A 12959-nucleotide genomic window follows, 5' to 3' on the forward strand; every position below is an offset into this window, starting at 1 on the left:
CGGCTCAGGGCTGGGGCAGCACGCACTGGGTGTCGACGCCAAGCACGTGGTTGAGCCGCCCGAAGGCCAGCCAGGAACCGATGCTCATGCTCAGCTCCACGATCTCGGCCTGACTGTAGTGCGCGGTCATCCGGGCCCAGAACTCCTCGTCCAGCCCGTGGTGGTCCAGGGCGTACCGCTCGGCGTACTCGGCGGCCAGCCGGGTGCGGTCGTCGAAGACGCCGGTGGTGCGCCACTGGGTCACCGCATCGGCGAACCCCTCCTCGACCTTCTGCCCGTCCCGCTCGGTGCGCCAGTCCAGGCAGAACACACAGCCGTTGAGCTGCGCGATCCGCAGCCGGGCCGCCTCGAACTCGCGCAGCCCGAGGGTGGTGTGCGCGTACACGGCCAGGGAGAAGTTCGAGGCCGCGGCCCCGATCTCCGGGACCAGCTCGCCCCATATGTAGGCGATGGCGTCCTTGCCCTCGGGAATGTCGATGTTCATCGTGGGCTCCTTCCGAGTTTGCCTGCCACGGGGCGGAGCGGGACGTCGAGTGCGTCGTACAGGCCGGGCTCGGCTTCGGCCAGCCAGTCGATGGCGCCGACCAGCCTGCCGACCGCGGTGGCATTGCCACCGGCGGAAGCGTTGCCACCCTCGTCGGTTGCCTCCACGGTGACCTCGATGCGCGGCAGACCCTCGATGATCACCCGGTGCGCCCCGGCCTGGTTGGGTGGCGTCGGCCAGTCCGGCGCGCAGGAAGGGTGGATCCGGGTGACGTGCTCGACCACGATGCGCGGCTCGCCGCCGACGATCCCCTGCACCTCGAACCGCACCGCGCCCTGGGTGCCCGCCTCGAACTCCCCCATCGCCGCGCTGCGCACCGAGCGCTCCAGCTGGCGCCGCTCCAGGGTCTCCCTGACGTCCTCCAGCTCGGCCGCCAGAGCCCTGGCGATCAGCCGCAGCTGCCCGCCCCACACCATGGTGGGCACGCCCGGCGCGAGCATCGGCGCCTGGTAGTCCATCGGCTTACCCATGCCGACCAGGTTGCGGACCGCATCGGGCTGGTCGTAGCTGGAGTAGTCGAAGATCTCCTGGCACCGGATCGCCTGCACGGTGGTGCCGAGCCCGCTGAGCAGCGCGGGCAGCACGTCATTGGCCCAGCCGGGATCGACCCCGGATACGAACAGCGATCCGCCGCCCTGCTGAATCGCGGCGAGAACCGGTTCTCGTAACTCCGCCGGGGCGCTGCGGTGATCGTAGAGGGTGTGCAGCGCGGGGGTGACCACGACGGCACCGGCCCGGATCGCCCGGCAGATGTCCGCCAGCGCACCCTCCGGCCGGGTGTCGCCGCTGGCCGCGTACACCACGGCCCGCGGGCCGGTGGCGAGCACAGCCTCGACCTCATCGGTGGCCAGTACGCCCAGCTCACGACCGACCCCACCGAGCTCGCCCGCGTCCATGCCGACCTTGCCCGGATCGTGCACCAGCACGGCGGCCAGCCGCAGTGCCGGATGAGCTTCGACGGCGCGGATGGCCGCTCGCCCGCAGTTCCCGGTTCCCCATACGACCGTGCCAATCATGCTGGAAGGCTAGCGAAGCCTTCGGTCAGTTACTAGAACTTGTTCTCGAAATCCCCTGACGGCACCAGTGCGGCACGATGCGCACGAAGAAAGTGTCGAACCGGAAGGCCCTCGTTCGACGCGTAGCCGACGGCCACCTCGCGCGCCCGGACGGGCCGGGCCCGGCCGGAGACAAGGGAGCGACCATGCGATTTCTGATGATGCACCGGCTCGACGAGCGTGCCCCGGAGTGGAACCCCGGCCCGGAGTTCGTCGAGAAGATCAGCGCGTGCATCCAGGACTGGACCGAGCGGGGCATTCTGATCACGGCCGAGGGGGTGCACCCTTCCGCGAAGGGGGCACGGGTGCGCAAGACCCGCGGCGGGGCGAACACCGCGACCGACGGGCCGTTCACCGAGGCCAAGGAGGTCATCGGGGGTTTCGCCCTGATCAACGCGGCGGACCGGGCGGAGGCCGTCCGGTACGCCAAGGAGTACGCGGACCTGTTCGAGGAGGTCGAGGTCGAGGTGCGCCAGATCGTGGAGGAGGACGAGCTGCCGTCCTGACCGCGGACACCCGGCGGCAGCTCACCCTTCCGGGTAGGAAGCCACGGCTACCGATCGGTAAGCATTCCGCGCCGGTTCCCGGCTGCTTACCGTGAGTGGGGTGAGCACCGTCACCGAACCCGAGACCCTCGGCGAGCTGATCGCCGACTGTGCCGAGATCCCGCAGGACCTGTGCCGCGAGCAGCGAGCCGTACCGAGGCCGCGGGCCGCCACCCCTTGGCGGGTGGACGAGGCATGCCACGCCCAGGTCGCCGAGCTGGACGCCTACATCTAGCGCGGCGCGCACGAGAGCGCACGAAGGGGCGCTGGTTCACCGCGGGGTAACCAGCGCCCTTTTCGTGTGTTTCGGGTGTGGAAGGACCTCAGTGGAAGGAGTCGCCGCAGGCGCAGGAGCCGCCCGCGTTCGGGTTGTCGATGGTGAAGCCCTGTTTCTCGATGGTGTCCACGAAGTCGATCTCGGCGCCCTGCACGTAGGGGGCGCTCATCCGGTCCACGGCCACCTGCAGGCCGTTGAACTCACGGAACAGGTCACCGTCGAGGCTGCGCTCATCGAAGAAGAGCTGGTAGCGCAGGCCGGCACAACCCCCGGGCTGCACGGCGATCCGCAGGTGCATATCGTCGCGGCCCTCCTGCTCCAGCAGGGCCTTCGCCTTGGCCGCCGCGGCGTCGGTCACGTTCACGCCGTGGGTAGCCTCGCCGGCCTCCGCCTGCGTCGAGCCGGTCTGCTCAGCGGTAGTCATGGATCTCCCTCGGGTGTCGCTGGATCGGGTCCCGGTGCTTGCTCACATGTCTCAACACCCCGGCTGCCCGTTCTGTTCCGCGCCGTAGCGCCGACCTCCATGGTGACACATCTGCTGACCGGCTGAACATCACCGGCACGGCCTGCAATATCCTGAACGGGTGAGGTTCCTGCGCCGTAATACCACTACAGCGGCCGACGAGGCCGAGGGCACCGCCGTCGAGACGGACGAGAGCGGTGAATCTCACGTGCCACGGGCCTACACCCCGGCCAAGGGACGTGCCACGCCCAAGCGCAGGGAGGCCGAGGGCAAACGCAGGGGGCCGGTGGCCCCGCCACCGCGCACCACCCGCGAGGCGATGAAGCGCAGCCGCGAGCAGCGCAAGAAGAACCCGGTCAGCAAGGAAGAGCGCAGGGCCGCGGCCAAGGAGCGGCGGGAGCGGATGAACGCGGGCGACGACCGCTACCTGCTGCCCCGGGACCGCGGCCCGGTCAAGGCCTACGTGCGTGACCTGGTGGACTCGCGGCGGCATGTGCTCGGCCTCTTCATGCCGCTGGCGGTCGGGGTGTTCATCGCGCTGCTGATCCCCTACCCGGTGGTGCAGCAGTACGCGACCCTGCTGTGCACGGTGATGCTGCTCGGCATGGTCGTGGAGGGCTTCCTGAACGGCAGGCGGGTGGCCAAGCAGGTACGGGAGAAGTTCCCCAAGGAAACCGTCAAGGGCGCCTCGATCGGCTGGTACGCCTTCATCCGGGCCAGCCAGATCCGCAAGCTGCGGGTGCCCAAGCCGCGGGTCCGCCCCGGCGACGCGATCGACTGATCACCGGAGCCGGGCTGGAGCCACTCCGGGTCGTTAGCAATGCGAATGAATTCGGTTTAGGCTGCCCTGCATGGAGTTTCGTCGTCTCGGCCGTAGCGGTCTCTCCGTCAGCGAGGTTTCCTACGGCAACTGGCTTACCCACGGATCACAGATCGAGGAGGAGCAGGCGCAGGCCTGCATCAAGGCGGCACTGGATGCCGGCATCACCACCTTCGACACCGCCGACGTCTACGCCAACACCGCCGCCGAGTCGGTGCTCGGCCGTGGCCTCGCCGGGCAGCGCAGGGAGAGCCTGGAGATCCTCACCAAGGTGTTCGGGCCGACCGGACCCGGCGGTCCGAACGACAAGGGGCTGGGCCGCAAGCACATCATGGAGGCGGCCCATGGTTCGCTGAAGCGGCTGCGGACCGACTACATCGACGTCTACCAGGCGCATCGGTTCGACCGCACGGTGCCGCTCGAGGAGACCTTCCTGGCCTTCGCCGACCTGGTGCGCCAGGGCAAGGTGCTCTACGTCGGTGTGTCGGAATGGACCGCGGAGGAGATCACCCGCGGCGCCGCCATCGCCCGCGAGCTGAAGGTTCCTTTCATCTCGAACCAGCCGCAGTACAACGCGCTGTGGCGGGTCATCGAGTCCCGGGTCATCCCGGCCTCGGAGCGGGAGGGGATCAGCCAGATCGTCTGGTCCCCGATCGCGCAGGGCGTGCTGACCGGCAAGTACCGGCCGGGGCAGCCGGTGCCGGAGGGCTCACGGGCCACCGACGAGAAGGGCGGCGGCGCCAACGTCGTCAAGCGGTTCCTCGATGAGGACGTGCTGGAGCGGGTGCAGCGGCTGCGGCCGCTGGCCGAGCAGGCCGGACTCTCGCCGGCGCAGCTGGCGGTGGCCTGGGTGCTGCAGAACCCGAACGTGGCCTCGGCGATCATCGGCGCCTCCCGCCCCGAGCAGGTGCACGAGAACGTCAAGGCGGTTGGAGTCAAGCTCGAGCACGAGCTGCTGCGGGAGATCGACACGGTGCTGGAGGGCGTCATCGAGCGTGATCCGGAGCTGACGCAGAGCCCTTGATCACCCGCTCGGCGACCAGCAGGTCGTGCGGGTAGGTGACCTTGAGGTTCTCCCGCTCCCCACGCACCCAGTGCACCGGGACCTCGGAGTAGCGCTCCATGCAGGAGGCCGTGTCGGTCCCGCTGAACCCCTCGCTCGCCGCCCGCTCGTAGGCAGTGAGCAGGGGCCCGGCACGGAACCCCTGCGGGGTCTGCGCGCGGACCGCTCCGTGCGGCCCCGCTCCGGTGATCCGGGTGCCGTCCGGGTTCACCGCGACCACGTCCTCGGCCGGCAGGCCGGGGATCGCCCCGCCGTGCTCGCGGGCCGTGCGCAGCACCTCCCCGATCAGGGCCGGGCTGGCCAGCGGGCGGGCGCCGTCGTGCAGCAGCACGGTGTCGATCCGGCCCGCCGCGATCCGCCCCGCGAGGTGGCGCAGCGCGCGCAGTTCGGACTCCTGCCTGCTGGCGCCGCCGTCGACCACCTCGACCTCGGCGTCCACCTCCTCCGCCAGCACCCCCGCGATCAGCTCGGCGTCCTGCGGGCGGCCGACCAGCAGCAGCACGCCGATACCGGGTACCTGGTGGAAGGCGGCCAGCGACCAGGACACCAGGCACCGGCCCGCGACCCGCAGGTAGACCTTGTTCCGTTCGGCACCGACCCGGGTGCCGGCGCCGCTGGCCAATACGACGGCCGCCGCGGTCGGAACTGGCTCTGCGGTAGACATGGCCGCCATATCCTACGAGCAGGCCACCGGCACGGCCCGATAGCGTTGCCCCGTGGACGCCGAGAACACTGCCGAGAGCATCGAGTTCCCCGACATCGACCTGCCGGACGAGATCGCCCGCGCCGAGGCCGAGCGACGGCACGGCACGCTGATCAAACCGGCGCGCTCCCTCGGCAGGCTGGAGGAGCTGGGCGCCTGGCTCGCCGCCTGTCAGGGGCAGTCGCCGCCCCGGCCGGTCACCCGCCCAAGGGTGGTGGTCTTCGCCGGGGACCACGGCATCGCGGCCAAGGGCGTTTCGGCCTATTCCAGGGAGGTCACCGCGCAGCTGGTGACCGCCGTGGGCAACGGGGAGGCCGCGATCAACGCGCTGGCTGCCACCGCGGGCGCCGGGGTTCGCGTGCTGGACCTCGCGGTGGACGCCGAGCAGCCGGACCAGGCGGTCGCCGAGTTCAAGGTCCGCCGTGGCTCCGGGTCGATCGACACCGAGGACGCGCTGTCCGAGGACGAGGTGCGGGCCGCGCTGCGCGCCGGGATCGGGATCGCCGACGCCGAGGTGGACGCCGGGGCCGACCTGCTGATCCCGGCCGACCTGGGAATCGGGAACAGCACCCCGTCCGCGGTGCTGATCGCGGCACTCACCGGGGCCGAGCCGGTGGCCGTGGTCGGCAGGGGCTCGGGCATCGACGACCCCACCTGGATGCGCAAGGCCGCCGCCGTGCGGGACGCCCTGCGCAGGGCACGCGCGGTGTACACGGACCCGGTGGCGCTGCTGCGCACCGCAGGGGGCGCGGACCTTGCCGCGCTGGCCGGGTTCCTGGCCCAGGCCGCGGTGCGGCGCACGCCGGTGCTGCTGGACGGGCTCGCGGTCGGCGCGGCCGCCATGCTGGCCGAGGAGCTGGCGCCGGGCGCCCGGTCCTGGTGGGCGGCGGCGCACCGGTCCACCGAACCCGCGCACGCCATGGTGCTGGACCATCTGGACCTGAAACCGCTGGTGGACCTGGACATCGGCCTCGGCGAGGGCGCCGGTGCGGCGGCCGCGTTGCCGCTGCTGGCCATGTCCGCCAGGTTGCTGACCGAGGTGGCCACGCACGCCGACTCCGGGGTGGCCGGGCCACTCGCGTGAAGCCGCTCGCGATGCGTTCGTGCTACGGCGGCTGAACAGTACGCGACTGCGGGGCACTTCCGGAACGATCGGAAGTGCCCCGCATGGTCGGCTCAGGCCGCGGTCAGGAAGGCGCGGCCGCTCACACGACCTTGTGCATCCAGCCGTGCGGGTCGGGGCGGGTGCCCTCCTGGATTCCGGTCAGCTCATCGCGCAGGCGCATGGTCACCTCACCGGGCTCGCCATCCGCCACGGTGAACTCACCACGGTCGTGCTTCACCCGGCCGACCGGCGTGATCACCGCGGCGGTGCCGCAGGCGAACACCTCGGTCAGCTCGCCGGAGGTGGCTGCCTGCTCCCACTCCTCGGTGGAGATCCGGCGCTCCTGGACCTGGTAGCCGAAGTCGGCGGCCAGGGTGAGCAGCGAGTCCCTGGTGATACCGGGCAGCAGTGAGCCGGTCAGCTCCGGGGTGACCAGGCGGGCGTCGCTGCCCGAGCCGAAGACGAAGAACAGGTTCATCCCGCCCATCTCCTCGACCCAGCGATGTTCGGCGGCGTCCAGCCAGACCACCTGGTCGCAGCCCTGCTCGACGGCCTGCGCCTGCGCGACGAACGAGGCCGCGTAGTTACCCGCGCACTTGGCGAAACCGGTGCCGCCCGGCGCGGCACGGGTGTACTCGGTGGAAAGCCACACGCTCACCGGCTGGACCCCGCCGGTGAAGTAGGAACCGGCCGGCGAACCGATCAGCGAGTACAGGTAGGAGCCCGCTGGCCGGTTCACACCCAGCCCGGCCTCGGTGGAGATCATGAACGGGCGCAGGTAGAGCGTGGAACCCTGCTTGCTGGGGACCCAGCGCTCGTCCACACCGAGCAGCTCGCGGATGGAGCCGAGGAAGAGTTCGTCGGGTAGTTCCGGCATCGCCAGCCGCCGGGCCGAGGTGCGGAAGCGGGCCGCGTTCGCCTCGGCACGGAAGGTCGCGATCGACCCGTCCGGCTGCCGGTAGGCCTTCAGCCCCTCGAAGATCGCCTGCCCGTAGTGCAGCACCGAGGTGGCCGGTTCGAGTGAGAATGCTTCGTATGGGCGCAACGCGGCGTCGTGCCAGCCCTGTGTGGCGGTCCAGCGCGCGGTGACCATGTTGTCGGTGAAGTGCGTCCCGAAGCCAGGATTCGCCAGTACCTCCGCCACGCGCTCCGGGGTAGCCGGGTTCGTGTTGGTGATACGGGCGAAAGGCATCGTGGTCGTCATGAACAGATGGTAGCTCTTAGTAGGAAGTCAGAACATTCGGCGCCGCCCGAACGGCACCTCTAGGATGGGAACGTGACCTACCAGCACTCACCGGCCGCCCGGTCCGGCAACCGCGTGTCCGCGGGCGCGGCCTCCGACGCAAAGACCTTCCTCGCCGCCACCCTGCTGACCTTCTCGGCCGGCCTGGTGGTGCTGATCGGCTACGGGATGGCCGGCGGGTTCGGCGCCTTCCTCGGCATCATCGGCGCCGTGTTCGGTGTCATGTGGTGGCGCAGCCTGCACGACAAGGTCTTCCCACGGGACCTGCCGAACTCCTCGCTCATCGGGGTCACCGCGGCCGCCGTGGTACTCGGGCTGATCGTCCTGGCCCTGTCCTAGTGTCCTGGAGCAAGCCCCTAGAGCGAGGCCCATACCTCGGCCGGGAGTTCCGGTGCTGTCCAGCCCGGCTCCGGCCGGAAGCCGGTCCAGGTGCCGTCGAAGGGGAACGCCCCGGCCTCGGCCAGTGCGGCCAGCCGCTCGCCCTCGGCGCGCAGCGCGGCCAGCTGCGGCGCCGTCAGCCGCCCCGCCTCCACCGCGGCCAGCGCCTCGTCCTCGTCCTTCCACCGCCAGGACCCGTCCGGGTCGACGGCGAGATCGAGCACCCCGTCCATCCGGTCCGGCCCGCCGGGCCGCCTGCCGAGCGGAATCTCCAGGTTCCCGTACCAGCCGAGGAAGTCCCCCGCGCCGCCGAAGAACCACCACACCGAGGACCAGTGGTCCTCACTGACCAGGCGCAGGGTCGAGGTGCCCCGCCAGGTGTCCCGGCATCGTTCGCGCGGGAGCAGGAACCGGTCCGCCAGCGGGACCTCCCGCCGGTGCAGCCCGCCTGCCAGCCTGGTGCCCACGATCTCGGTGCCCGCGGGCAGCCAGCCGAGTAGGGACCTGCCGTCATCGGCGAGTACCCGCAACGGATGGTGCTGGCCGACGCTCCCGTCCGGACGCAGGAACCGCAGCACGGCCGTCTCCCCCGCCCGCCACCTCGGTGCCTCACTCACCAGGGGAACGGTACCGGCGCAGTGCCACGGTCGTCGCCGCATCGGCAAGGGTGGCCACCCCGGCCACCACCAGCACGGAGGCCGGGCCGAGCGCACCGGCGAGCACCGCGGCGGGCAGCACCGCCAGTACCCGGCCCCGCCGCGGGCCCAGCACGGGCTCGAGGTACCCGCGTGCCCCGGACCCGGCCGACAGCGCCGCGGGCACGGTCGCCAGCAGCACCGCGGCGGCCAGCACCGGCAGCATGGCCCGCGCGTCCGCCGCTGCGAGCACGTCCCGCAGCGAGGTCGCCGACAGTCCCAGCCGCACCGGGCCGAGCTGGTACAGCGCGGCCCCGGCCACCGCGAGCGCGACGAGCGTGCCGGACAGGATCCGCTTCGCCCCGGCGAACAGTGGGAAGGCCAGTGCCACCGCCACCGGAAGGCCGGCAACGCCCGCGGTCACCGGGAACGGCCGGGGTGCCGGGGCGAGCGCGAGGCACAGCGCGAGGAAGGCGACCGCGGCGGCCAGCAGCAGCCCGGTGAGCACCCGCCGGTAGTGGGTGTCGACCCGCAGGCCCGCGAACTCGGCCCCGGCCACCACGGCAAGGAACCCGAGTGCCGCGGGCGCAGGCAGCTCCGGCAGCAGGTAGGCCGCGAACACCGAGGCGTACAGGGCAAGGCAGCTCAGCTCGGCCACGGCCCCGGTGGCCGAGCGCAGGGCGCCCGCCCGGCCCGGCAGCGCGCCCACCTGGCTCGGCGCCGCGCCCGCCCGGCGTGCGGCGAAGGCGAGCAGCCCGGCGAGCAGGATGCCCACGGGCAGCCACCACCCCGCGGTGCCCGCGCCCGCGGCGAGCACCACGAGCAGCCCCGCGCCGAGTCGCACCCGACCACCTACTTCGTTCCGGTTCGCCGATCGTCATTAGCATGGCTCACGATCAGGCCGGGCCACCCGCCCGGTACACCAGTCCACGTGCAAGGAGACACCGTGACCGTGCCGAAGCTTGCCCTGTCCCAGCACACCGAGGATGCCCTGGCCAAGTCCAAGGCCGAGGTCGTCGTGGTCGGCACGGTGCAGGGCGCGGAAGGGGTGGAGCTGGCGCGCGGCGCCGAGGTGGTGGACGCGGCCATCGGCGGCAGGCTGCTGGAGGCGCTGCGCGCGCTCGGCGCGACGGGCAAGGCCGAGGAGGTCGTGAAGCTGCCCACGATGGGGGCGCTGCCCGCGGCCGTGGTGCTCGCCGCGGGCCTCGGCAAGCCGGATGCCGAGGGCGAGCACACCCCGGAACAGGTGCGGCGGGCCTCGGGTGCCGCCGCCCGCGCACTGGCAGGCACCGCGCGGGCGTTGACCACCCTGTCCGCGCTGGACCTGCAGGCCGCGGCGGAGGGCACCGCGCTGGGCGCCTACGCCTTCACCCAGTACAAGTCCGAGCAGGGCGAGGCCCCGGTGTCCGCCGTGGACGTGCTGGCACCGGCCGAGGGCACCACCCGCGCGCACCGCGCCACACTGAAGGCCGCGACCACCATCGCCGAGTCGGTGATCGTGGCCAGGGACCTGATCAACACCCCGCCGAACGACCTCTACCCCGCCTCCTTCGCCGACCGGGCACGGAAGCTGGCCGACTCGGCCGGGCTCGAGTTCGAGGTGCTCGACGAGAAGGCGCTCAAGCGCAAGGGGTTCGGCGGCATCCTGGGCGTGGGCGCCGGGTCCTCCCGCCCGCCACGGCTGCTCAAGCTGACCCATCGCCCGGCAAAGGCACGGGCGAAGGTCGCGCTGGTCGGCAAGGGCATCACCTTCGACACCGGCGGCATCTCGATCAAGCCCGCGGCCAATATGGACCACATGACCTCGGACATGTCCGGGGCCGCGGCGGTGCTGGCCGCGGTGGTGCTGGCGGCGAAGCTGAAGTACCCGGTCGAGGTCGTCGCGCACATCCCGCTGGCGGAGAACATGCCATCCGGCACCGCCTACCGGCCGGGTGACGTGCTGACCATGTACGGCGGCAAGACCGTCGAGGTGCTCAACACCGATGCCGAGGGCAGGCTGGTGCTGGCCGACGCCATGGTGCGGGCCGCTGAGGACGAGCCGGACTACCTGATCGAGACCTCCACGCTGACCGGCGCCCAGCTGGTCGCGCTGGGCAACCGCACGGCCGGGATCATGGGCTCGGAGGAGTTCCGCGACCGGGTGGCCGGGATCGCCGCAGCCACCGGGGAGGGCGGCTGGGCCATGCCGCTGCCCGAGGAGCTGCGCGCCGAGCTCGACTCCCGGCTTGCCGATCTCGCCAACACCACCGGGCAGCGTTGGGGCGGCATGCTCGCGGCCGGGGTGTTCCTGCGCGAGTTCGTCGCGGCCGGGCTGCCCTGGGTGCACATCGACATCGCGGGTCCCTCGTTCAACACCTCGGCCCCGTGGGGCTACACCGGCAAGGGCGGCACCGGCGTCCCGGTGCGCACCATCGCCGCGGTGCTGGCCGATATCGCCGATCACGGCTGAGCCAGGCCGGCAGCCATGACCTGGGCGGCGGGTGACTACCTCGAGGCGGCCGTGCGCGACCTGCTCACGGCCGCCGACGCCAGGGTCGACGCCACGGTGGGGCACGCGGCGCTGCTGCTGGCCTGCCTCGGCTCGCCGGAGGCCGCCGACCGGCTGGCCCGCCGCTGGCAGGAGGCGACCGAGCGCCCGGCCACCGCGCTGGCCGAGGGGCCGGTGGCGGCGCGGGCCTGGGCGATGCTGTTCGCCGCCCGCGGCGGCAGGCCGGACTGGGCGGGTGCGCTGCCACCGCTGGACCTGGACGCCGAGGAGGTGGCGCACCGCGCGCACCTCACCCGGCGGGAGTCACCGATCCCGCCCGGCCTGCTCGGTGACGGCGCCCCGGGCCGGATCCTTTCCGGGCTGGCCGCCCAGCTGGAGCAGGGTGGCCAGGCGGACCCCCTGCGGGTGCTCGCGGCCGAGGCACAGGACCGGGCCAGGGCGGCCGAGCAGGGTGTCACCGAGTCACTGGCGCACTGGGCCGACCGGGCCGCCCTGCTGCCCCGGCCACCGGTGGAGCTGCTGGCAGGCTGCCGCCACCTCGCGCCGCTGCTGCTGGGCGGCGCGCTGCGCACGGCGTTCGGCCTGGCGCCAGGCTGGGCAGGGGACTGCGCGGATCAGCTGACCGCCGCGCTGGGCACCCGCTACCGGAGCGCCGCAGGTCCGCGGGACTGGTCCGGCCTGGTCGAGCGGATCATGGAGCTGCGGGCGATGGGGCCGCCACCCGCTCCGGCCACCGCCGAGCAGGTTGCCGGGGCGGAACGCCTGCTCGGGGTCGAGTTGCCAGCAGACTACCGGCAGTTCCTGCGCACCAGTAACGGCCTGCCAGCGCACGAGGTGTTCCCCCGGCTGCTGGGGGTCGCGGAGCTCAGCCGCCGCGGATCGGGCCACGTGCTGGTGAGCGAGCCGGGTGCCTACGGGGTGGTGCTGCTGGCCAGGGGCGAGTCCGGGTGGCGGGCCGTGGAGTGGGACCGGGAACTCGGCGCCACCGTGCACCCCAGCTTCCGCGCCCTGCTGACCGAGCACCTGCGGCTGCTCACCGAAACCGGCGAGTAACCCACCTCTGGAGTGCCCTGAACGTGGCGATCAGGACGTCAGACGCCGCGAACGGAACGTTCGGGACGTTCAACGTCTCGAAAGCCACGTTCACCGCATTTCGGGGGTCAGGGGGTGTCCTCGGACTGGCGACGACGGCGCTGCAGGATCCGCTGGCGTTCGGTGTAGTCGCGCATCCGCTGCGGGTAACCGACCTTGGCGACCTCGTAGACCGGCATCGAGCGCTTCTTCCCGAACTGCTGGGCCACCTCCAGGCTGTCGATCCGCCTGCGGGTCCACTCCCCGTCGTGCGCGATCAACACCACGGTCGTCTCGGTCACGTTCGTGCGCGGCTCCACATAGGCCTCGACACCCCGCCTGCTCGCCGCCCACTCGTCAAGGTGCTGAGTGTCGATCGAGCTGGCTTTGCGCAGCGTACCGGGCTTCTGGCCGCCCTTTCGCTTTCGCCGCAACGAGTCGAAAAGGCCCACTTCGACCACCTCACCTCTCGCCTACCTGTCACGTCGTCGCCCGCCCCATTATCCCGGGCGCCACCCCGCGGACCCGGCTCGGTCGCAAGCCTGCCGTACATGATGACAAGATGA

At 71.9% G+C, this 12959-nt stretch carries 16 protein-coding genes; 8 read left to right on the plus strand and 8 right to left on the minus strand.

Going from position 1 to position 12959, the window contains the following annotated elements; translation table 11 throughout:
- Nucleotides 1-4: 4 nt before the first annotated feature.
- Complete coding sequence (locus tag KOI47_RS25550; protein ID WP_216208435.1) at nt 5-484, minus strand: carboxymuconolactone decarboxylase family protein; 480 nt, start codon at nt 482-484, stop codon at nt 5-7.
- A complete protein-coding gene (locus tag KOI47_RS25555) occupies nt 481-1560 on the minus strand; it encodes an NAD(P)H-dependent amine dehydrogenase family protein (protein WP_216208438.1) in 1080 nt (359 codons plus the stop codon). Before KOI47_RS25555 ends, KOI47_RS25550 begins: the two co-directional genes overlap by 4 nt.
- A 185-nt stretch (nt 1561-1745) precedes the next feature.
- On the opposite strand from KOI47_RS25555, the gene KOI47_RS25560 reads away from it, so the two are divergent.
- Together KOI47_RS25560 and KOI47_RS25565 are read left to right on the plus strand one after the other, a co-directional pair.
- Entirely contained in the window at nt 1746-2105 is a 360-nt protein-coding gene (locus KOI47_RS25560) for a YciI family protein (protein WP_216208441.1), read from the plus strand.
- A 100-nt stretch (nt 2106-2205) separates the two neighbouring features.
- Complete coding sequence (locus KOI47_RS25565; protein ID WP_216208444.1) at nt 2206-2379, plus strand: hypothetical protein; 174 nt, start codon at nt 2206-2208, stop codon at nt 2377-2379.
- 88 nt (nt 2380-2467) lie between these two features.
- On the opposite strand, the gene KOI47_RS25570 is transcribed toward KOI47_RS25565, so the two are convergent.
- A complete protein-coding gene (locus tag KOI47_RS25570) occupies nt 2468-2845 on the minus strand; it encodes a HesB/IscA family protein (RefSeq protein WP_216208446.1) in 378 nt (125 codons plus the stop codon).
- 160 nt (nt 2846-3005) lie between these two features.
- Here KOI47_RS25570 and KOI47_RS25575 point away from each other — a divergent pair, with 160 nt between their 5' ends.
- A complete protein-coding gene (locus KOI47_RS25575) occupies nt 3006-3665 on the plus strand; it encodes a DUF3043 domain-containing protein (protein WP_216208450.1) in 660 nt (219 codons plus the stop codon).
- Between the two features lie 70 nt (nt 3666-3735).
- A complete protein-coding gene (locus KOI47_RS25580) occupies nt 3736-4728 on the plus strand; it encodes an aldo/keto reductase family protein (RefSeq protein WP_216208452.1) in 993 nt (330 codons plus the stop codon).
- Here KOI47_RS25580 and KOI47_RS25585 read toward each other — a convergent pair.
- Entirely contained in the window at nt 4691-5431 is a 741-nt protein-coding gene (locus KOI47_RS25585; RefSeq protein ID WP_216208455.1) for an IspD/TarI family cytidylyltransferase, read from the minus strand. The genes KOI47_RS25580 and KOI47_RS25585 overlap by 38 nt on opposite strands.
- 52 nt (nt 5432-5483) lie before the next feature.
- On the opposite strand from KOI47_RS25585, the gene cobT reads away from it, so the two are divergent.
- Nucleotides 5484-6554: a nicotinate-nucleotide--dimethylbenzimidazole phosphoribosyltransferase gene (gene cobT / locus KOI47_RS25590; RefSeq protein ID WP_216208458.1), complete on the plus strand. Its 1071-nt coding sequence runs from the start codon at nt 5484-5486 to the stop codon at nt 6552-6554.
- 121 nt (nt 6555-6675) lie between these two features.
- On the opposite strand, the gene KOI47_RS25595 is transcribed toward cobT, so the two are convergent.
- A complete protein-coding gene (locus tag KOI47_RS25595; RefSeq protein ID WP_216208461.1) occupies nt 6676-7779 on the minus strand; it encodes a branched-chain amino acid aminotransferase in 1104 nt (367 codons plus the stop codon).
- A gap of 72 nt (nt 7780-7851) precedes the next feature.
- Here KOI47_RS25595 and KOI47_RS25600 point away from each other — a divergent pair, with 72 nt between their 5' ends.
- Nucleotides 7852-8157, plus strand: a complete 306-nt coding sequence (locus KOI47_RS25600; RefSeq protein ID WP_216208464.1) for a hypothetical protein — start codon at nt 7852-7854, stop codon at nt 8155-8157.
- A gap of 17 nt (nt 8158-8174) precedes the next feature.
- On the opposite strand, the gene KOI47_RS25605 is transcribed toward KOI47_RS25600, so the two are convergent.
- Together KOI47_RS25605 and KOI47_RS25610 are read right to left on the minus strand one after the other, a co-directional pair.
- Nucleotides 8175-8855 (minus strand): DUF402 domain-containing protein, encoded by a 681-nt coding sequence (locus KOI47_RS25605; protein WP_216208469.1) that lies wholly within the window; start codon nt 8853-8855, stop codon nt 8175-8177.
- A complete protein-coding gene (locus KOI47_RS25610; RefSeq protein WP_216208472.1) occupies nt 8806-9675 on the minus strand; it encodes a hypothetical protein in 870 nt (289 codons plus the stop codon). The genes KOI47_RS25605 and KOI47_RS25610 overlap by 50 nt, the downstream gene beginning before the upstream one ends.
- Nucleotides 9676-9777: 102 nt before the next feature.
- On the opposite strand from KOI47_RS25610, the gene KOI47_RS25615 reads away from it, so the two are divergent.
- Both KOI47_RS25615 and KOI47_RS25620 read left to right on the plus strand, forming a co-directional pair.
- A complete protein-coding gene (locus tag KOI47_RS25615; protein ID WP_216208475.1) occupies nt 9778-11283 on the plus strand; it encodes a leucyl aminopeptidase in 1506 nt (501 codons plus the stop codon).
- 15 nt (nt 11284-11298) lie between these two features.
- Nucleotides 11299-12375 (plus strand): SMI1/KNR4 family protein, encoded by a 1077-nt coding sequence (locus KOI47_RS25620; protein ID WP_216208480.1) that lies wholly within the window; start codon nt 11299-11301, stop codon nt 12373-12375.
- 107 nt (nt 12376-12482) lie between these two features.
- Here the strand turns inward: KOI47_RS25620 and KOI47_RS25625 are convergent, their stop codons facing one another.
- The gene (locus KOI47_RS25625; protein ID WP_216208482.1) at nt 12483-12854 is read right to left on the minus strand and encodes an oxidoreductase; all 372 of its coding nucleotides are present in this window, start codon (nt 12852-12854) and stop codon (nt 12483-12485) included.
- Nucleotides 12855-12959: the final 105 nt, after the last annotated feature.

The sequence above is a fragment of the Amycolatopsis aidingensis genome, assembly GCF_018885265.1.
In the GTDB taxonomy this organism is placed as follows: Bacteria; Actinomycetota; Actinomycetes; order Mycobacteriales; family Pseudonocardiaceae; genus Amycolatopsis; species Amycolatopsis aidingensis.